This is a genomic window from Borreliella sinica (genome assembly GCF_033969665.2).
GTDB lineage: Bacteria > Spirochaetota > Spirochaetia > Borreliales > Borreliaceae > Borreliella > Borreliella sinica.
Window position 1 is genome coordinate 23579 of record NZ_CP135183.1, and the last position, 18531, is coordinate 42109.

The 18531-nt window shown below is 28.9% G+C and carries 24 protein-coding genes; 21 read left to right on the forward strand and 3 right to left on the reverse strand.

The genetic code is table 11. The annotated features are described in order from the left end of the window. Positions 1-311: 311 nt before the first annotated feature. The 20 genes from QIA41_RS04665 to QIA41_RS04760 all read left to right on the forward strand — a co-directional run bounded on the left by QIA41_RS04665 (position 312) and on the right by QIA41_RS04760 (position 14160). On the forward strand, positions 312-980 hold the full coding sequence (locus tag QIA41_RS04665; protein WP_320292889.1) for a hypothetical protein: 669 nt from the start codon (positions 312-314) through the stop codon (positions 978-980). 402 nt (positions 981-1382) lie between these two features. After that, positions 1383-2624, forward strand: coding sequence for an anti-CBASS protein Acb1 family protein (locus QIA41_RS04670; protein ID WP_418909358.1), 1242 nt, complete (start codon positions 1383-1385; stop codon positions 2622-2624). A gap of 11 nt (positions 2625-2635) precedes the next feature. Further along, positions 2636-3235, forward strand: a complete 600-nt coding sequence (locus QIA41_RS04675; protein WP_320292891.1) for a DUF1357 family protein — start codon at positions 2636-2638, stop codon at positions 3233-3235. A gap of 71 nt (positions 3236-3306) precedes the next feature. Beyond that, the gene (locus tag QIA41_RS04680) at positions 3307-3918 is read left to right on the forward strand and encodes a DUF228 domain-containing protein (protein WP_320292892.1); all 612 of its coding nucleotides are present in this window, start codon (positions 3307-3309) and stop codon (positions 3916-3918) included. A 16-nt stretch (positions 3919-3934) separates the two neighbouring features. Further along, positions 3935-4852: a hypothetical protein gene (locus QIA41_RS04685; RefSeq protein WP_320292893.1), complete on the forward strand. Its 918-nt coding sequence runs from the start codon at positions 3935-3937 to the stop codon at positions 4850-4852. A 13-nt stretch (positions 4853-4865) separates the two neighbouring features. Continuing rightward, a complete protein-coding gene (locus QIA41_RS04690; protein ID WP_320292894.1) occupies positions 4866-5312 on the forward strand; it encodes a DUF3890 domain-containing protein in 447 nt (148 codons plus the stop codon). Continuing rightward, entirely contained in the window at positions 5313-5687 is a 375-nt protein-coding gene (locus QIA41_RS04695) for a DUF1506 family protein (protein ID WP_320292895.1), read from the forward strand. After that, positions 5684-6046, forward strand: coding sequence for a hypothetical protein (locus QIA41_RS04700; RefSeq protein ID WP_320292896.1), 363 nt, complete (start codon positions 5684-5686; stop codon positions 6044-6046). The genes QIA41_RS04695 and QIA41_RS04700 overlap by 4 nt, the downstream gene beginning before the upstream one ends. Further along, positions 6043-6582 (forward strand): DUF764 family protein, encoded by a 540-nt coding sequence (locus tag QIA41_RS04705; RefSeq protein WP_320292897.1) that lies wholly within the window; start codon positions 6043-6045, stop codon positions 6580-6582. The genes QIA41_RS04700 and QIA41_RS04705 overlap by 4 nt, the downstream gene beginning before the upstream one ends. Positions 6583-6656: 74 nt before the next feature. Next, positions 6657-7727 (forward strand): DUF787 family protein, encoded by a 1071-nt coding sequence (locus QIA41_RS04710; RefSeq protein ID WP_320292898.1) that lies wholly within the window; start codon positions 6657-6659, stop codon positions 7725-7727. Then, positions 7727-8149, forward strand: coding sequence for a DUF1463 family protein (locus QIA41_RS04715; protein WP_320292899.1), 423 nt, complete (start codon positions 7727-7729; stop codon positions 8147-8149). The genes QIA41_RS04710 and QIA41_RS04715 overlap by 1 nt, the downstream gene beginning before the upstream one ends. Before the next feature lie 84 nt (positions 8150-8233). Beyond that, on the forward strand, positions 8234-8719 hold the full coding sequence (locus tag QIA41_RS04720) for a DUF1473 family protein (RefSeq protein WP_320292900.1): 486 nt from the start codon (positions 8234-8236) through the stop codon (positions 8717-8719). Next, positions 8712-8927, forward strand: coding sequence for a DUF1322 family protein (locus tag QIA41_RS04725; protein WP_320292901.1), 216 nt, complete (start codon positions 8712-8714; stop codon positions 8925-8927). The genes QIA41_RS04720 and QIA41_RS04725 overlap by 8 nt, the downstream gene beginning before the upstream one ends. Positions 8928-8935: 8 nt before the next feature. Next, positions 8936-10375: a hypothetical protein gene (locus QIA41_RS04730; protein ID WP_320292902.1), complete on the forward strand. Its 1440-nt coding sequence runs from the start codon at positions 8936-8938 to the stop codon at positions 10373-10375. A gap of 20 nt (positions 10376-10395) precedes the next feature. Next, on the forward strand, positions 10396-10959 hold the full coding sequence (locus tag QIA41_RS04735) for a DUF792 family protein (protein WP_320292903.1): 564 nt from the start codon (positions 10396-10398) through the stop codon (positions 10957-10959). Positions 10960-10997: 38 nt separating this feature from the next. Further along, positions 10998-11876: a hypothetical protein gene (locus QIA41_RS04740; RefSeq protein ID WP_320292904.1), complete on the forward strand. Its 879-nt coding sequence runs from the start codon at positions 10998-11000 to the stop codon at positions 11874-11876. A gap of 66 nt (positions 11877-11942) precedes the next feature. Beyond that, positions 11943-12218 (forward strand): hypothetical protein, encoded by a 276-nt coding sequence (locus QIA41_RS04745; protein ID WP_320292905.1) that lies wholly within the window; start codon positions 11943-11945, stop codon positions 12216-12218. A gap of 38 nt (positions 12219-12256) precedes the next feature. Further along, entirely contained in the window at positions 12257-12535 is a 279-nt protein-coding gene (locus QIA41_RS04750) for a hypothetical protein (RefSeq protein WP_320292906.1), read from the forward strand. Positions 12536-12655: 120 nt separating this feature from the next. Then, on the forward strand, positions 12656-13573 hold the full coding sequence (locus QIA41_RS04755) for a DUF693 family protein (RefSeq protein ID WP_320292907.1): 918 nt from the start codon (positions 12656-12658) through the stop codon (positions 13571-13573). A 20-nt stretch (positions 13574-13593) separates the two neighbouring features. Then, complete coding sequence (locus tag QIA41_RS04760) at positions 13594-14160, forward strand: DUF777 family protein (protein WP_320292908.1); 567 nt, start codon at positions 13594-13596, stop codon at positions 14158-14160. 33 nt (positions 14161-14193) lie between these two features. Here QIA41_RS04760 and QIA41_RS04765 read toward each other — a convergent pair whose 3' ends face one another. Continuing rightward, positions 14194-15462: a hypothetical protein gene (locus tag QIA41_RS04765; RefSeq protein ID WP_320292909.1), complete on the reverse strand. Its 1269-nt coding sequence runs from the start codon at positions 15460-15462 to the stop codon at positions 14194-14196. 511 nt (positions 15463-15973) lie between these two features. Further along, on the reverse strand, positions 15974-16216 hold the full coding sequence (locus tag QIA41_RS04770; RefSeq protein ID WP_320292910.1) for a hypothetical protein: 243 nt from the start codon (positions 16214-16216) through the stop codon (positions 15974-15976). A gap of 805 nt (positions 16217-17021) precedes the next feature. On the opposite strand from QIA41_RS04770, the gene QIA41_RS04775 reads away from it, so the two are divergent. Continuing rightward, positions 17022-17222 (forward strand): Lp6.6 family lipoprotein, encoded by a 201-nt coding sequence (locus tag QIA41_RS04775; protein WP_320292911.1) that lies wholly within the window; start codon positions 17022-17024, stop codon positions 17220-17222. Between the two features lie 147 nt (positions 17223-17369). On the opposite strand, the gene QIA41_RS04780 is transcribed toward QIA41_RS04775, so the two are convergent. Next, complete coding sequence (locus QIA41_RS04780) at positions 17370-18371, reverse strand: complement regulator-acquiring protein (protein WP_320292912.1); 1002 nt, start codon at positions 18369-18371, stop codon at positions 17370-17372. Positions 18372-18531 lie beyond the last annotated feature (160 nt).

Sequence of the window (18531 nt, forward strand, 5' to 3'; positions counted from 1 at the left end):
TCTTATTATTTTCCAAATAATTAACTTATTTTACAGCAAATTTATTGCAATACATTTTTTTAAAGCACATTTAATGCTTTTGTGGAAATTCTAAAAGGCTTGTTGTGGTTTTTATTATTGGTTTAAAACTACAAATAAGGCCCTTAAAGCCTCATTTGTAGTTTTAAAGAAGTTTTCAATGAATTGTTGATTTATAACAATAAACAAATATATATCTCTCTTTTATTTTTTCAAATAATATTGATTTTTTTATATGCCCTGAGAATTTTATAAAATGGACTATAATTTCCCAAATATTTTGGGAGGTTTTAATGAAAAAAATAAAAAGAATAAGTATTTTATTAGCACCATTATTAATGCTTGTATTTTCTTGTAAACAATATGTTGTTGATGGCGTTGTTAAGTCGCTCACAGAGATTGACTCTGGTGACGGGAATCTTCATATTGTTAGCAATACATCAGCTCAAGATCTTATTGGTTTAAAAGAGCCTGCTTTAACATCACAAGAAGTCAAAAAGCTAGAGACTTTAAAAGGCTTCTTAAAAGACGCAATGTGTTCTAATGGTAGGGAAGAAGAAGACTTAAAAGCTGAGTATACCAAATCCTACAATGAATTTTTTGATTGGCTTTCTAAGGATTTTAACATGCAAAAAGAGTTTATCAATGCCTTTAACAAGATTAACGACATTCTCACGAAAGCAGTAGATGAAAGCAAAAAAGTAAGGCCCGATCAACAATCTTTAGGCTTTAATGAGTATCTTTGCTACAAAATTAAAAATAGCAGAGGCGGGGCTATAAGTTTATATTTCCAAAAGATAGCTGATGCATTTGGTACTGAAGATTACAAAAAGCAAGATGATGAGGGTAGTCAAAAACCCGAGAAATGCAATGAAGAGATTTTCAAGGTAATTAAAAAAGTTCTTACTGAGGGTGAGAATAACAAAGAATTAGCAAACTTAAAAAATTGCACAAATCTTTAAACATTTAGATTGTATTTTATTAGAAGACAGGCTCTGTTGAGAGCTTGTCTTTTTCATTTTTGAATATTTAGTTTACGCTTATTTTATTTTAAATGGTTTTTAATATTAAAAGGTAGAGAAACTGCTCTCTACCTTTTTAATATTTATTGGGATTGGATAAAGTATTAATTTAACTTTCTTTTTAATATTATTTTATAATATTAAATTTTTAACAGCGCTAGTAACAGCAAGCAAAATATTTTGTAAGTTTTGCTTATAAGCTTAAATTAATATTAGCATAAATATGCTAAAACGTATTGGTTTTTTATAAAATTTTGAATGAATTTTGAAATTTTAGAATTTTGACATTTAAATTTTACATAAAATTTGCATAAAAGATTGTTTTTGGTATAATAATATTTAATGATATTTAAAAAAATGATTAATAAATTTAAAATTGAAATGAAAAACAAAGAATCTAAAATCAGTCCTATTGATGTTTACAAGTATTCAATTTTTTTTAGGAATTACATAGAAAGCACAGCCGAAGATGCCTTAAAAAATGGAATTAATTTAAGCTTGCTTGAAACTTCTTGCTTGAAAGAAAGTAGAGATTTTCTTTTGAATTTAAAGGTGGAGTTAAAAGAAGCCCTTCTTGAAGCAATGATAAGCTATAGATTTAATGGAGCGGGTTATATTTTAATAAAACCCAAAGGCGAAGATGAGGATTTGAGCAAAAAAGTTAACAATGAGCTGCCCGTAGGTTTTAAATATTTAGATTTTCAAAAAATTATTAACAAAAGAGAATCGCAGTACATAGAGTATTTTTTCAGCCCAGAAGACTTAGATGGTGAGGATAAGAAAACAATGGTTGTCAAAATAGATAAAAGCAGGGTAATAATTTATGAAAATTATGATTATGTTTTAGGTTCACACGAACCTGTTTATACACAAAGCTTACTTCTTAATATTTGTCTTTTAGAACAAATTTATTTAGAGATAGAAAAAAGAATAAGAAATTATAATTTTTTGTTTTACAAGGATGAACATTTAGTAGGGCTTGTTGAATCTTTAGAGCTTGCAAAAGAAGAAATTAGTATTTTAGCAAACAATAAAGGTAAAATATTTTCCACCCTTTTTAAAGGCCAGCCTAGTGAGAGTTTCTCAGCATTAAGTAGTGCTTCTTTAAAGCTTAACAAGGAGCTTAGTAAGATTAAAAGTACTCTAAACAATGATGGAATTTTTTATACAGCATCAGAGAATGCACGCCTAGAGGTAATAAAATACGATTTAGAGTTTTTAAAAGATGCATTTGAGCTTGTTAAAGCAAAAATTGGTGCTGACACCAAAGAACCTCTAACTAGGAGCTTTAATGAGCAGGTCAAAGGGCTTGGTAGCAGTGGCAAGGGGGACAAAAGTAATTATTACGACTATTTAAAAGGCGTACAAGAATCTGTTGCTAATGCGTGCAATCTTAAGCTTAACAAATACTACAGATTAAATATGAAGTTTAATGAGCTTGAAGTTTTAAGCTATGAGCAAAGACTTGAGAGAGACAATTTACTTCTTGATATTTATTTTAAGTATTTGGAGTTGCTTAAAAATGAAAATCTAAGTCATAAGGCAAGAGAGAATTTAAAAGAACAATTAAGTTTAGTTATTTAAAAGGAGTAATTATGGAAAAAACGGTCTCAAGTTCGGACTTTAAGGGTAAAAGCAGCCAAGAAGATTTTAAGGATTTAAGCGCGAATAAAGAGATTTTAAGCAACCCCTTGATTGAGGAGTTTTTGGAATATAAAAATCTTAAAAGCAAGAATAGTTTATTGGGTAATTTTTTAAACACCGATCTGAGAGAATCTGTTGAGATAAATAAACTTGCAAATGATAATTTAAGTTTTGAATATAATACAGAAAATCTTTTATCAAAAGGGTATTCTTTTAAAGAGGTTGTAAAAGGTCAAGCTGAAGAGCTTATTAGAAAGTATGTAAAATCAACTCAAATCTTAGCAATAGCTGGAACTAACAATCTTGACGAGATTGATTCATCTTCTCGTGCAATACTAATAAGGGTTGCAAAAACTAATATTGATCAAAATAAAAATGCAGAAAATTCATACAAAATAATAAATTTCCAAAGAATAAAAGCAAATGAAGGAAATAATTTAAGAAACAAAAATGCATTTTTTAACACATATTCTGATTTAAGAAAAGCAATGCTTAATGAATGGGAAGAGCTTAAGCGTGAATTTTATTGTAATAAAAAAGCATTAGCTTAAATTTTTTAAAAATTTAAGCTTTTAATAAAATTTTAATAAAAAATTAATTTAAAAAAAGGAGATATTTATTAATGAGTGATTCGATTGATTTTAAAAAAGAGATGGAAAAACTAAAAGCATCAAAAGCAGAACTTGAAAGTCAGCTTGAAAGTTTTAAAAAAAATCAAGCTCAAAAAATTGTTTTAGACAAATTACAAAATGTTAATGCTACTAGTTACCCTGTGTTTGAGAGCAATTCTAAATTTCAAGATGAAGGTTATTATTTTACTCAAAAAGGCGGTCTTAAAAGCTCTTCTGCTGATAAGTTTGAAAATTATCAAGCTTTAGATTTTTGCTACAAATGTGGTGTTAAGCTCATTATTAATGGCTCACATTTGCAAATAGCAAGAGGCGGCGGCAGCGATCTTTATGGGGTTTGTGTTGACTTTGATGATTTTTCAAGAACCGGTACGGTTGTTCCAATGACTTGTAGTTTTGAATGTGTTTTGATTGCCAAGGATAAAACGATTAAAGCAGAAGATAAATTAATAATAAACAGCGAGGGGTTTTTAGAAAAAGCTTCCCAGAATGCATCAGTTATTCACGCGTTAGCACTAGGACCTGCTGAAGAGTTTAAAGACAGAAGAGATGTTTACGGTGTTAGAGTTCTTTTTTTGGTCAAGCAAATAAAAGATGCAATTTAAAATAGGAGAATTAAAAATGGAAGAGAGTATATTAAATAACGATGAGTATGTAAACACAGTAAGGGATGTTTTAGTGGGAGAGTGTCCAATTCCGGAATATTATCATTTTTTAGATTCACATCAAATAGAGAGTAGCAATATCTCTCTAGGAAGCGATAGAATTATTAAGTGGTATTCTAATTTAACAGACATTCCCACACTAAAGGTTAATGATTTTAACACAGTCTCAACAATAAAATTCCAAAGACAAATAGTAAAAATTAATTATTTACCTTTTCAGTATGCATTTACGTACTATGCGCCGGATGGAAAAGTTAGCGTAGAGGCAAACACAAATATTAACATGAGAGAAGGACTCTTGGGGGCAATCATTGAGATACAAAAGTTAATGAGTGCTCATTATTTAAAGGGAGGGCTTACACTTTCAAAAAATAATAAAAGAACTCTTCTTGTTGATGAGTCTAACAATGAAACCATGTATGGACTTTTGAATCTTCCAAACCAAATAGACAAAACAGTCAAACAGACAAACATATTAGATCAAATAAAATCAATAAATGATGATCTTGGAAAGATTAATTTAGAAGATGAGAGAAAAGTGCCTTTTAAAATACTTACATCTAGCAAAATCAAAGGTCGTTTACTCGAAAGGCTTCCAAGCAACAATTATTCATACAAAGACATGCTTTTTGATTTTATAAGTGCCATTAATAATGATGCAAATATTGAGCTTGAGACTACAAATTTATTGGACGATGAAATTTTAATATATCCCAGAAACAGTAAACTACTTCTTTTGCGAGACGGACATCAACCAATATTAAATTCATATATAGAAGTTTCAAGCAGTAATTTTAGAACAAGTTTTCTTGATTTTTCTATTGGAACAATTTTGGCAACAAAAAATTCTATCCTTAGAATAAAAATGAGCTAAGAATGAGCTGAAAATGAATGAAAGTAAAATAGATACCAATTCAGCTTTAAGCTTGAAAACTTTAGGTAGTGAAAATCTGCAATCAGCTTTAAAAACGGTGTATGAGCAAATACTTGAGCTTTTGATGCTTGATTTTAAAGATCTTAGCATTAAAGAATTTTCTTCATATTTGAATTTACTTGAAAATATTTTAATTCTTAAGAGAATAAGAATTAAAAGTTTAAATTATTCTATAATGTTTGTTTTAATTTATTATTTTGTTGGTTGTGAGTTAAAAAAACGAAACAGATTGAAAGGGTTTAATTTAAATTGCATCAAGTCTGAAAAATTCAAAGAGGTATCATTAGAATATTTTCCCACAACTCTTAGTAGCAGCGGTTGTGGAGGTGATTTTTGTAAATTCTTAGACAGTTTAATAGAAGAGCTAAGAGCAAAAGATTCGTTAATAGGAGCAGTTTAAGTGAAATCTTTAGAGATGATTAATACAGGTTTAATTAATATTATAAGTACATATTCGCAAGATCTTTTTTTCTGTAAATTTAAAACAATCAAAGATCCGCTTAATGCATCTTATGAGACTAGATTTAAAAGTTCTGATGCTGTTGGTTTTAAAGGAATGTTTTTACTAATAAGTCCAGAAGAAGCAGTTGAGATTGAAGGCGTAAATATTTTTGATAAAAATAGCTACGCCAAGGTGTATACTCTTGAGAGTTTTGAATTTGAGTACGGAGATTTAATTAAGGCCAGCAATGATTTTTATTCGATTTTAGGGATTCAAAAGAGTTACAAAGAAGGTCTAAATTACAGCACGCTAATTTTAAGGAGTTCTTGTTGAGTATAAAAATTGGGTTTAAAGACATTTGTTCTTTGAGTAAAAATAGCATTAATATCAGACCAGAAGAACTTGAGAGAGAGATTACTTTCAAACTAGCAAGGGTTGCATACAAAGAGTTTTATTCTAATATTTTTTCAAACAAAGGAATAAAAATAGCTTTTAGGAAATCTATTCAAAAAGGACTTGTTGAGGTAAAAGATCAGTTTAGAGTTTTTTGTAAAAATTATTTACTTAGCAGGCAAATAGCTCTACAGCCAAAAAAAGCTTTTAGGGATAAAGAATTTAAAAGTTTAATTTTCAACATTGAAAAACCAAGTCTTTTAAAAAAGGCCAAGTCTTTCGGGAAAGGGCAGTCATGATTGTGGGACTAAATGAATCTATACAGTTTTTAATAAAAATACTTACAAAATTTAAAGAATATTTAGTTCTTAGGGAAATAGAATTAGAAATCTTAAATACTTACAATCACCCCTATTTGGAGAAGTTCGCTACAAATACCAATAATTTAATTGTATTAAAAAGCGAATCTTTTGAGGGGCTTGCCCCCAGAAATCTAAGGGGTAGAAATTCTGGCGAAACGTCCAATGAGTTTAGATTAAGATTTTCGCTTTATTTTTTAAGTTTTACTTTATTTAAAGCCTACAGAGATTCTTATGAGAGTATGTGCAAAGTGTATGAGCACTTTTTAGAATTTTTACATAAGAATAGATTTAGGTTTGATTTTATAAAAGAGCTTGAGAACAGTTCTTACTTGCTTTTAACTTATTATCTTAGCTCGATTAGCAATTTAAATAATGATGGACTTCTTGGTGTTTCTAATATGCAAAGCAATATGTGCTTTAGTTTTAATCAGATTTTTGTTGCAAATATACAAGTTTTAGAACAAGAAAGATAAAAAGATAAATTTAAAAAACAAAAAATGAAATTAAAAAAAGAAATTAAAAAATGAAATTAAAAAAAGGAGGATAAATGCCAAAAGATACAATAAGTGTTAGTTTGGTGCAAAATCAACTAGTTACCAATACCATTAATTATTACAATCCGCTTTTAATCTACAAAAGCGGTGTTTTAGCAAGTAAATACTTGGCATTAAGTGTTAAAAATTTTGAAGAGTTGCTTGAAAAACTTGAAATACAAAAGACTCAAGAGTCAGATTCTTCTAAGAAAAAAATAGCAGACGATGAGCGCAAGGCTTTACAAAAATCAATTGGTGATTTTTTTGGACAAGATGGGCTCAAGTCTGTTAATTTTTGTGTTTACAATCAGATTAAAGAGGTTAAAGATTTCTTAAAATCCAATTTACACCCGTTTGTAGTTTTTGTAAATGAATCGGGAGACGCTATTAGTAGTGATTTTGAAGCTATTAGAAAAGCTTGCAATTTTATTGTGGTTTCCACTAAAGATAGCAGTTTGCCAAATTTTTTAAAAGGTAAAGACAAGAGTGAGCTTAAAAATATTATTGCTGTTTACAACGGCAATGAGAATTTACATCTTAAGTTTGTAGCAATGTATTTGCATCAGGCAAGTATTTTTCATGCTGTTAATCCTTATGGGATGATTTTAAATTCTACTCCTATTTACGATGATTCTTTAATTGATTCTCTTAGAAAGTCCAATATTAATTTTTATTCTCTTTTGAATGAAACTGGCAATGATGGCATTTTGGCTTTCAAGGAAGGAGTTAGTCTATCAGGCGATCCGATTGATGAGGCTTTTACGCTTTATTATATTAAAAATGAAGCAATCAAGGAACTTATTAGGCTCTGGAATAAAAACAATAGAGCTAACAGCAAGCTTGGTTCATTAAATTTGGATGATAATTTGCCAAACGAATACACAGCGGGGCTTGAATGTTTTTTCCATGAGCTTAAAGAAAGAGGTCTTATTATTTTTTACAAAAAGATTAAGCTTAAAGTTAACTCCTCTTCGGGCCTTAGCTTAAGCTTAGAAGTTGCGCTTAAATATAATGACAGCTTTAATAGCGTTAATTTAATAATCACCGCACAAGAAATAAATGAATATTTAAGGAGAGCATCATAATGAGAGAGTATTATTCATTAGATTTAATATTTTTCAGCTTTAATGACAATTTAATAGACAGAGGAACTCTTGAGTACAGCACAGAGCCTAATGTAATGGCTAAGGCAAGCACAGAAGAGAGAAATTTTCCAATTCCAAGCTTTAGAGACCCCAGAACGGTTGTTCATATTTTTGATTTAGAAGTAAGCAAAGGATCTTTTGATTATAAGCTTTTGACAAAACTAAGCAATCAGCAATTTTACGAGAATGTACCAAAATCTCAAAAGTTAAAAAGACTTGTGTTTAACGATCAAATGGGATTGAAAATTATTTCAAATAGTGCATTTTTTGCAGAAATCCCAACTAGAAAGTATTCATCTGATAATGATACGGTTAAGTTTACAATTCATGCGATCAATTGTGATGTCGAGAGGGCAAGTTAATTTAATAATAAAAATGTGTTAATTAAATGATAATTAAAAGACAAGAAAGGATAATTAAAGGATAAGAAAGGATAAGAATTTAAAATGAGATATAAGTTAAAAATATTAACCAGAGCCAAAACACATACATACGTTTTAAGAGATATTCCCATGTACGAGTGGGATAATGTCGTGGGGTTTGATGTTGAAAGAGATGAACTTATTAACAAGCTTAACGATCTGAGAACATTAAAAGAGATAACCAAATTAATGATTTCAAGAGGATTTTTAGATGAATTTTATGAAATCTTAAACAAAGAGAGAAGATACTCTGAGCTTTATAAATACGCTCTTCCCGCTATTCTTTTTTCAGTTCAATATTCACTTTTTGAGACAATAGAAGGGTTTAAGCAGCCCGGGTTGGTTTACATTGAAAGCTTTCAAGATAAAAGCGGAGATTACATTAAGTACGATTATATTGATCAGCGCTGGAGTTATGATTTTTTAATTACGGGCAGTTCTTTGCCTTTAAATCAAGAAGATTTTTCACAAACCAATAAGACTTTATTGCGAGAAGGTGTTAATGAATAAGTCAATTACAACCAATTATTTTAAATATGTAGACTATTTAACAAAAGAAACTAATAAGTATTATTTTCCTATTGTAATGGGTATTTGTACTTACAAAGATGTTAAAAAAATGAGTTACAAAGAGCTTGTAGAGGTTAATCGAGTAGCTAATTTAAAGCTTAATAAGGAAATATACGAACGGTTTTTGCCTTTTAGTGGTGTGCTTTAAAGGGTTTTATGTACGAAGAAAACAATAATGAAGGTAAATTTACAATTACATTAGAGGGCGTGCTTGACAGGAATGCCACTAAGAATAATCTTGAAAAAGAGCTTTTAAGTTTAAAAAAAGAAAATTTTTTTAAACAGATTAGCTTAAGTTCAAAAAGTAGTAAAGATTTTTTATCCTTGGGTTTTGAAAGGCTAAGAAGTCTTGAGAAGCTAAAAAGTTTTGAGAAGCTAAAAAGTCTTGAAAATCCTAAGAGCAATAATTTTCAAAAATTAGTAAGTTTTAAATCTTTAAATTTTTTAAAAAGTAGTCCTTTAAATGATCACTTTAGCGCATTGAGGGAAAATGCCTTAAAGGGTGTTTTTAAAAATTTGGATTTTTTAAAAGACAAAATAAGCCTATCCTGGAATGGCTGGGACGCCAAAAGTAGCGGTAGTAATTTTTATTTGAAGCCAGAATTAGATAAATTAGATTTAAATTCCAGCAAGCAATATTCATATTTTAAAACTGAAAATATTAAAAATGCTTTTAGGCAAAATTTTATTCAAAATTCCAATAAAGGTCAAACCAATGCAACACTTAAAGATTTTAGATTAAATTCTAATTCTGACAAGATTCAACACAGCTTTGACAAGATTGATTTACAAGAACCATTATTGAAAAATGAAAATAATCATACTATTTGGGGGAATTTGATTTCTTCCCGAAAGATTTTAAAAGACTCAGTTTTGGTTAATTTTTTTAAAATTAAAAATGGTTTTGATGATTTTAAATCGTCTTTAAAGGAATTTCAAAATTTAAAAGACAAAAAGATTACCCAGCTAAGTCTTGAAAATTTTATTTGTAAAGATAATCAAATAGATAGTGCAAGTAAAATACTAAAAGAGCAGAGACCTTTTGAAACAGAGCTTGAGAGAAATGATTTTTTAAGAAAACTTTATGTTCTTCAAGGCTTACAAAATTCAAATTTGAATTCAGATTTAAATTCTAATTTTAATGATCTATCTTTTATGGTTGAGTTTGTGGAGAAATTAAAAAACGAAGGCTATGCTAAAAATGACTTAAAAGCTATTAGTCTGATAAGCGATTTTCTTGGTGGTGAGAATAATTTAGAAAATGTTTTTAAAAGTAACCCATCAGTTTCTTTAAAAAATCTTCATCCAAAAGGTGATCCTGAGTTTTTAAATAGCAGCAAAATAATAAACGGTGTTTATGAGCCAAAATTAGATTCACTTTTGGAAAAAACTGTAGAGCTTTTGGAATGGGCTAAAAGTTATGATTTTACCAGTAGTGTATTGGATCCTTTAAGAAATACTTTTTCAAATTTTGGCAATCTGTTGGGACAGACACTCGAAAGTTTGCCTTTGGTTGAGTACATGACAAATCTTTTAAGAGATTGTGGTGGGGGATTAAATTCAAGAGGAATTGATGATGATTCTAGAATGCCTTAGTAAATTTAAAGGGGTTTTAAGTGATTAAAGAGCAAGTCACCAAGCTAATAGAAGATGTTGTAAATCAAATTTCAAGTTTGGCAAGCAGTTCTAATTTTGTGGTACTTTTCCCAAGGCTTGATTTTAAAGGACTTGGGTACATTCCGCAGTTATTTTTTATTTTTGTGAAGCACAATCTAATAGAAGAGAATCTCTCAAGTGTAAGTTCAGACCGTGCGGTGATTGATTTTACAAATACAAAAAGTGAATATGTAAACTTTAACATATCAACAAGGCCTGAGATTATAACAATCAATAAAGGGATTTTGTCATCTATTTATGACAAAACTTTGCTAAGAGCGCTAAGAGAAACTCCTTTTATCAATAGTGCTATAGAATTTAATAGTAATTTTATAAAAATGCAATTTAGGCAGAGATTTAACTTAGGAGTTTATTATAGTATGTACAGTCCTTCGGTAGGATTTCACAAGGTGGTAAGTATTAATTCACTAAAGCTTAAAGACACAGTGTATTTAGAAGAGGTGGAAATTAGTTTACAATTAAAAATTTGCAAAACGTTTAATATTTTGACCTATAAGGGTTAAAATATTAAATAAAAAAGCTGAATATTGGGAGAATATTAATGAAACAATTTAAGCTTATTTTAATATTTATTTTTTTTATTGCTTCAACAATATATGCGGGTGTAGCAAGACCATTTGATTTTAGAAAATGGAATTTCAAAAAAGATATAGACTTGGCTTATGTATTAATGTATGATTCTGATAATGGGATTTTAACCAAATCTCAAGATAAAGCCGGTAGAGTTAAAAGTCAAGAAATCTTTGCTAAGCTTAACAAGTTGAATGTTTATTCTGATAGTTTGCAAAAAACAATAAAAAATAAACTTGTTAGGAGTAGATTCCGAAAAGAAGTGGAATTGCCACTGTTGAAGCTTTATAGAAAATATAAATATTTAACAAGAAGATATAAAAATAAAAGCTTGATTGAAAATCCAGAATATACAAAACTTATTGTAGAGAGAATTATTAAAAAAGTTACTTTTCTGGAAGACTATTTTCAATCTAGGCTCAAGAGTGTAAAATCTATTGAAAAGATTAAAAAAAAATATACTAATAGGAGTGGTCCGAAGTCTTTTAAAGGTAGCAAAACCAATAGATTTGGTGGATCAAAGTTTTCAGAAAATCCCAAAACCTCTAAAGGACCGCACACTTTAAAAAAATGTGACAAAAAGCAAATCTTAGATAATCATAATCTTGGCTTTACAAATGGCAAGATTTTGAAAAAGCCAGACAGTGCTGCTGACCTTAATGATCTAAATATTGCTGACCCGGATGACCGGGACAGCACCGATGATCTGGATGATCTAGATGATCTGGACAACCCGGATAACCTGGATAACCCAGACAGCTCCGATGACCTGGACGATCTGGATGATCCGGATAGCAGCGCCCCAGACGAGTTTTTTGATAGTGCTGAAGATAAATTCAGCCAAATTTAATAAATTTTATTTTGATTTAATTTATAAGCTGGCCAAGCCAGAATGATTTTTATTGGGAGAATATTAATGAGGCAATTAATTTTAATTTCTTTTTTTGTTTTAAGCTTTAATGCGTATTCTTACGATCTTCAAGATGATGAGGAGATTGCAGTCAAATTCTTATATGAAGAGGTAAAGATTGTTAGCAATTCAAACGAAGATCATTCTGTTTCTTCTGTTGAAAGTTTAATACAAGGTGTAATTGATAAAATAGGATCTAAGAATATTTTAAGCATGCAGCACAGCATAACTTTTAACGGTGTGTCTTTAATGGTGATCTATAAGTTTAAAAGGCGCGGTTAATAGGCGTTTGTGCTTTTCAAGGTGAATTGGCGGAATTTGTGAGAGCAGTTTTTTTAATTTTTGTTTTATTTTTTTGTTTGGGTTTTAATCTGCATTCTTATGTTGATGATGGGATTATTAAGGTTAAAATTTTCAATTTTAAACTGAATCAGCAGAAATCTTTTAAAGAATTGGAAAAAGATTTAAGGCTTTTTATTCAAAAGGTAGGTTCAAAAAATGTTTTAGACATTAATCATAAAATCTTGTTCACAGGCCTAGATGTTGTAGTGATGGTTATTTATAAATCAAGCCCAGGAGGAGAAGTAAATTCGGAGTGAAATCCAGAAGTAGATCCGGAATTAAATCCGGAATTAATTCCAGATTAAGAGATTAAATTTTGTTTTTAATCTTGATTTATTAATTTTATTAATTTAAAAAAGGAGTTCTATTTAAAAAAGATGTTAATATTTCAATACGATTTTAAGATCGAGTTTTACAATGCAGTTGATTCTAAGAACAACATTGGGGGGAGGCTTGCAGGCTTGAGACCTAGAGTTGTTATCCTCACTCAAAATGGTGTTCCCGATTTAAATATTGTTATTCAAAATACATATTCTTTAAGTAATTTAATAACTAGCAAGAAAACCAAACTTCAGATTTTTAATGTACCTTTAAATTTTTCTGATTTTAAGAGTTCAGACATTGTAAAAATTTATTATAAGAAGTTTATCCATCAGCAAGATTATCAATTTATTATGGCTGGGTATTTAGGCGCGCCTGTTGAGAGAATTGGTAGGTTTGAGAATTTTAGTTTTGAGTGTGAATTGCACCTTTTGTCCAAGGCTACCTTTTTAGAGAGAAGGTTTGAGTATAAAAATTTCAAGGGCAGTACTGTTGCTGATGCAATAAAATATGTATTTAAGGACAAAGCAATTTTTTGTATGAATGAGCTTGAAAAAGCAAAAGTGATGAGTGAGAGTTTTGCTTGCAACTCGCCAAAAGGACTAATAGAATTCTTAAGGCGACAAGGATACGTTGATTTGGTTGTTGTTGACATTGGTAATTTTGGTCAAGATGTTGATTCGAAATTTATTTTTACCAATTTTGGACAATTTATTTCTGGTGAGTACAAAAGACTTGAAGATTATGGGCTTTTGTACTCACCTCAACAAGATTCTCAAGATCTTAAAACCGGTTTAAGCTCATATCAAGCGCAAGTGATGTTTACTCACAATATTAAGATTGGAGACAATTTAAGCTTTAAAGACAGGCATGGGAATAATATTTATTGTAAGGTTAAAAATACTAGTGCTAGACTAAGTAGCACCAGAGAGTGTGTTTTAAATCTTGAGCTTTACTCTGAAAGTAAAATCTGAGAATAAAAAAGGAATGTATTATGAAGAATAATGGTTATGAAAGCGCAGAAAGCTTAAATGTATCTTCTGTTGGGGGATTAAAGCGGTATCTTTTTGAGAATATTTTTATTTGCAGAATAGGTATTATCAAAAGTTTTGACCTTAAAACTCAAACAGGGATTGTCACCATTAAAGAGTATGAAGGGTTAGAAATTATCACCAGAAGCATATCCAACTTTAATCTTGATTTAGCAGAAGAAGATGAAGTAGTTTTGCTTCAAAGTAATTTTAATATTTTCCAGGAAAGTGATAATAATCATTTTGACAAAAATTATTATTACATTTTAAGTGTTCTTAATCCTAAGAAAATTGGCATTAAGCTTGATGAGTTTAATGTGAGCTTAAAGGATTTTGAAGCGCAAAGCGAAAATATAAAATTTAAAGCTAAAAAATTGATTATTGATGTAGATAATATTGAAATTAGAGGCAATTTAAAGATTAATGGAACTAAATTTGAAAATCATATACACAGTTCTGGTACCCTAACTTATGTTAATAGCAGCGGTGCGCTCACAACTACAACCGGGAAGACGGGTCCTATTGCTTGAAAAAGCACACAAAAATTAATATTAATTTATAACTTATTTGTTGTTGTTTTCTTCTAATAATAAGATTAAATTTCTTACTTGGTCTGCAAACTCTTTTGTTGCATCAACTATTTTGCTGATGTTTTTAGTTGTCAATTTAGATTGAACTTTTAGCTGTTCTTTTGTTTTTTCGTATTCATTTTGTACTTTTTTAAATTTTTCAGCCAAAACTTTATATTTTTGAGCTACTGATTTGTTGTAAAGCTTTGGGTTTGGATGAAACTTTGATCCCAAGTCCCAGTTTATTTGACCAGAATTTTCTTTTTCTTGCCATTTCTTAGCAGCGTCCATGACTTGCTTTATTGTGTTTGTTCCTAAGGGATCTTTAGTGTTTTCAAAAATAAGTTCACTTTTTTTGAGTTCTTCAAGCAATTTATTTTTTGTTTTTTCTGCATCCTTTGTATCATTGGTATTATTGCTTTCTGTGCTTTCTGAGCTTTCTGCAGGATTTTCCTGATTCGTTTCTAAGTTCTTGATTTTAAGAAGTTTAGATTTTTCTAAGCTTCTTATTGCATTCAGTGCTTTTTCTAAAGATTTTTCAGCTTGTTTTGTATATTCTTTTGTTATTAGGCTTGCATCTTGATCGAAGAGTGCTGTGTGTTTTTGGAGTTGATTTTGCGTAGAGTTTTTTGTATATTCGTTTAATAAGGTGCTACTTTCTTCATCTTCTTTTTTTTGATCAAAAATTTTGTCTTTATTGCGAATATTGTTATCATCATTAATATTAATAACATTAGTAATCACAGTCTCTTCAATAGGATTAAGTATTACTTGCTGTACGCTGTCGGTGCTGTCGGCGTTTGAGATTTTGAATTCTACTGTAGTTAGATATAAAGATTTTTGCATATTTGGGCCTAATTCTTGCCCCATAATTTCATCAGAAGCCCCGATTAGCAACAATTTTTCTTGTATTTTTTCAATTTCTTCTTCTGATTTAACCACATTTACTTCTTCTTGTGCTTCTGGTGGCAGCAAGCTTTCGTTTCCAGATTCGGATTTCAAGAGAAATCCTTGCTTGCCAGGTTCAATTTTTTCAATTTCTAGAATAGGAGGGGTATTTTGACTTGTGTTTGTTTTGGATTCTTTTTTGAGGTCTGATTCAATTTGTAAGCTATTCTTAATAACTTCTGAAATATTTAATAATTTAGATTCGTTTAAGGCTTTGTGTTTGTCATTTGCATTCATATTGGCATTACAGCTAATAATCAGTAGCAATGCAAATATTGAAAATTTGTTTAAAGCTTTTCTAAGCTTGCCTTTCAAAGCCTTACGCTCCTTTTAAATAAGAATATTGACAACAATTATATCACATTTTGTTAATTTTAATTTAGATTTTAATTTTAAAATATAAAAAATCCCCTTAACAGGGGATTTAAGGGGGTATCATATATTTTATATTATTATTTTTAAATTTTTATTTTACTATTTTATTAAAATTAAGATTTAAAACTTTTAGTGTTTTGCCTTTGGTTTATTTATAATTTGGTGTAGAAGTGCTGGCGCTGTTTTAAATTATTTTTTAATGTTTTCTAAAATTCTCAGCACCATTCTTCTGCTCTTATGTTTCTATGTTGATGCAAAGAATTTGCTTTGTACTAAAAGTGTATAGCATACTTTAAATTTTTCAGATTTATCAATAAAGGAGAACATCGAACAGGCCCGATGTTCCTTCGAATATATTAACCTATTATATTAATCTATTGAACTGTAAGCTTGAAATTTTAAATACTAAACTAATGAAATGTTTTCAAAATAATGAAACGATTTTAGCAGTTTATTTAATTTCCTCTACTTCTTCTTCGTCGTCATCTTCTTCGTCGCTGTCTGTTTTGTTAGCAGCACCATTTTCTTTTGTTACGGATTTTGAGTGTGAATCTTGCTTTTTTTCATCTTCTTGTTCTTTTTCAAAATCTCTTACTGCGCCCTTAATAATAGAATCTAAGAAAATTCCGCGACCAATTGCGCTACAAGACATCATAAATACCAAAAGTGAAATAAATATTATTTTCTTAACCATTTAATTATTCCTTTAACCCAAACAGATTAAATATAATTATATAGCATAAAATTATATTTATCAATTTAATAATATTCAAGTTTTTTTGTAGTAATTTTTGATGTTTACTAAGTTTTGATTTGATTTTTTTATTTCTACCCTTTGTTATTCAATTGTCAGAAATAATTATTAATTAAAAATGCTAAAAAAAATTATTAATTTTTACAAAAAGAAGTTCTCTAATGCAATAAAAGAACTTCTTTGGAGGTAGTTAAAAGTAGTGTCAAATTTTATATTGCTATATATAAGCCACAGTTTTTATCATTACAGATATTACTAAGTATAGCGCACATTTTAAAATATGAATTTTACATGTTTTAAAAATTCATACAAAGAGGGCTCGTATTAAGAGCCTCTTTGAAACGTGTGTGGGAAGTGTTTAATAAATTAAGTTTTATTTAATATAAATTATTTGGTGAATTTTTTTAATTTCGAAGAATTTATTGATACGTAAAATGAGTTTTTAAATTGCAAACCCCTATATTTATTTTTATTTAATATTGTTTTGTTTGTGCTTACTTTTGTAGCACTGAAATTGTTTAAATTCTTTTTCGAAATAATAAAATTTTTTTGCATATAAATATTAAATTGTTCCTCAGTCCAAATTATTTATATAAAATATCATTTTGTACAGATTTTATCAATAGTTTTTGAACAATTTTATAATATTATTTTTTTAAATAAATAATCAATTAATATTGATTATTTTAAAATTATATTTTAATATAGTATAAATTCTAAATTTTTAAATAAGGAGAATTAAATAATGAAGAAATTAATGTATGCTATGTTTTTAAGCACAGTATTATTTATTGCTTGCGAAACTACAAGAATTTCAGATGAAATGGAAAATACTACAGAAAGTACTGTAGAAAATACTAGCGATGAAGATTCAAAAATTACAACTCCAATGCCTAACAAACCTATGAAATCAAATAAAAAATATATGAAGCCAATGAGAAAGTAATAAGCCATAAGTTTTATTTTAATTTTAAATAAAGCTATCAATTTTTTAAAAAACTTTTTTGAGATAATTTTTAAAAAACTTTTTTAACAATAAAAAGAAAAAAAGAGACCTTTAAGGTCTCTTTTGCTTTTGAGTTGCAAACCAATATTACTGAATTGGGGCAAGAATATTGGTAGTTGTATTTACCAGATTTAAAATTATATTGTGAATGTCTGCAAATAGAGCTTTTGAATTTTTTAATGTCAAGGCGTCATTTAATTTTGAAATGTCAGTTCTCAGTTCGGGATTATTGTTGTAGTCTTTAATAATGTCATCTACGTCTTTTAACCAGTTTTCTTTAAGTGTTGTAAGTTTATTAAAATCATTATAGAGTGTGCTTAAGTTAGGTGTATTTAGCTGTTGTAGCTTGTCTTTTACATTCAATATTCTTGCGCTGATTTCCTCCATTGCTAATTGAATGCTAAAGCCCCTGTTTATAAGGATTTCTTTAACCAAGCTTAAGTAGTTTGAATCTTGAGCAAGTTTAGATAAAATTTTTCCCAGATTTAAAATTATTCCCTCGTTGAAATTTAAAGATGTATAAAGCATTCTTCTTTCATCCAAATATACGTCATCGTCAAAATGCACTGTTGAATTTGCATTGAAAAATATTTTGCTAAATATTTCTGTTTTCATTCCAAATTGGTCATCAGGTTCATTATTGCCAGAATCAATGTCTCTTATTTGAATAATATTCTCAGATCTTGCTAGTATTTTTTGTATTAATTCTTTTGCCTGAGGGTCTACTATTTGCTTTGGAGCATTAGCATTGGCGTTAGCATTGGTATTAGTGTTATTAGATTGCTTCAAAGATGATGGATTTGGTTTGTTTTTAGCATTACCAGCTTTGCTAGCTGCTGGTTTTGGTGGATTTTTTAAAGCATTAATCGCAACAAGCAGATTATCTGTTTTTGATTTACCGTTTTTAGAGTTTTGAGACCCCTTTTTAGTGTTTAATAAATTATTTTCTTTTTTAATTATTTTTGTCTTTGCTTTTTCATTTTGTTTTGCCTTTAAATTGTCTTTGTCTGTCCCCAGAGAGCAAGAAAGCAAAATTAGCGCAGTTAATATATTAAATGAAAATATTTTAATTAATTTATTTTTTTTCAAAATGTTATCCTTCAATAAAAATTTTAAGTAATTATTATTAATTAAAAATTTTAATTACCCAACTAATAACTTTAATTCAAAATTGTTATTGTACAAAAAAAATTCAAAAAAAAAGAGAGTTTGAGCTCTCTTTGAAATATAGGGACTTTTTTTAAAGAAT

Excerpts from the sequence above, each read along its gene's own strand:
- QIA41_RS04665 (WP_320292889.1), top strand. The coding sequence starts at position 312 with ATGAAAAAAATAAAAAGAATAAGTATTTTATTAGCACCATTATTAATG.
- QIA41_RS04670 (WP_418909358.1), top strand. The coding sequence starts at position 1,383 with ATGATATTTAAAAAAATGATTAATAAATTTAAAATTGAAATGAAAAAC.
- QIA41_RS04675 (WP_320292891.1), top strand. The coding sequence starts at position 2,636 with ATGGAAAAAACGGTCTCAAGTTCGGACTTTAAGGGTAAAAGCAGCCAA.
- QIA41_RS04680 (WP_320292892.1), top strand. The coding sequence starts at position 3,307 with ATGAGTGATTCGATTGATTTTAAAAAAGAGATGGAAAAACTAAAAGCA.
- QIA41_RS04685 (WP_320292893.1), top strand. The coding sequence starts at position 3,935 with ATGGAAGAGAGTATATTAAATAACGATGAGTATGTAAACACAGTAAGG.
- QIA41_RS04690 (WP_320292894.1), top strand. The coding sequence starts at position 4,866 with ATGAATGAAAGTAAAATAGATACCAATTCAGCTTTAAGCTTGAAAACT.
- QIA41_RS04705 (WP_320292897.1), top strand. The coding sequence starts at position 6,043 with ATGATTGTGGGACTAAATGAATCTATACAGTTTTTAATAAAAATACTT.
- QIA41_RS04710 (WP_320292898.1), top strand. The coding sequence starts at position 6,657 with ATGCCAAAAGATACAATAAGTGTTAGTTTGGTGCAAAATCAACTAGTT.
- QIA41_RS04715 (WP_320292899.1), top strand. The coding sequence starts at position 7,727 with ATGAGAGAGTATTATTCATTAGATTTAATATTTTTCAGCTTTAATGAC.
- QIA41_RS04720 (WP_320292900.1), top strand. The coding sequence starts at position 8,234 with ATGAGATATAAGTTAAAAATATTAACCAGAGCCAAAACACATACATAC.
- QIA41_RS04725 (WP_320292901.1), top strand. The coding sequence starts at position 8,712 with ATGAATAAGTCAATTACAACCAATTATTTTAAATATGTAGACTATTTA.
- QIA41_RS04730 (WP_320292902.1), top strand. The coding sequence starts at position 8,936 with ATGTACGAAGAAAACAATAATGAAGGTAAATTTACAATTACATTAGAG.
- QIA41_RS04740 (WP_320292904.1), top strand. The coding sequence starts at position 10,998 with ATGAAACAATTTAAGCTTATTTTAATATTTATTTTTTTTATTGCTTCA.
- QIA41_RS04745 (WP_320292905.1), top strand. The coding sequence starts at position 11,943 with ATGAGGCAATTAATTTTAATTTCTTTTTTTGTTTTAAGCTTTAATGCG.
- QIA41_RS04755 (WP_320292907.1), top strand. The coding sequence starts at position 12,656 with ATGTTAATATTTCAATACGATTTTAAGATCGAGTTTTACAATGCAGTT.
- QIA41_RS04760 (WP_320292908.1), top strand. The coding sequence starts at position 13,594 with ATGAAGAATAATGGTTATGAAAGCGCAGAAAGCTTAAATGTATCTTCT.
- QIA41_RS04770 (WP_320292910.1), bottom strand. The coding sequence starts at position 16,216 with ATGGTTAAGAAAATAATATTTATTTCACTTTTGGTATTTATGATGTCT.
- QIA41_RS04775 (WP_320292911.1), top strand. The coding sequence starts at position 17,022 with ATGAAGAAATTAATGTATGCTATGTTTTTAAGCACAGTATTATTTATT.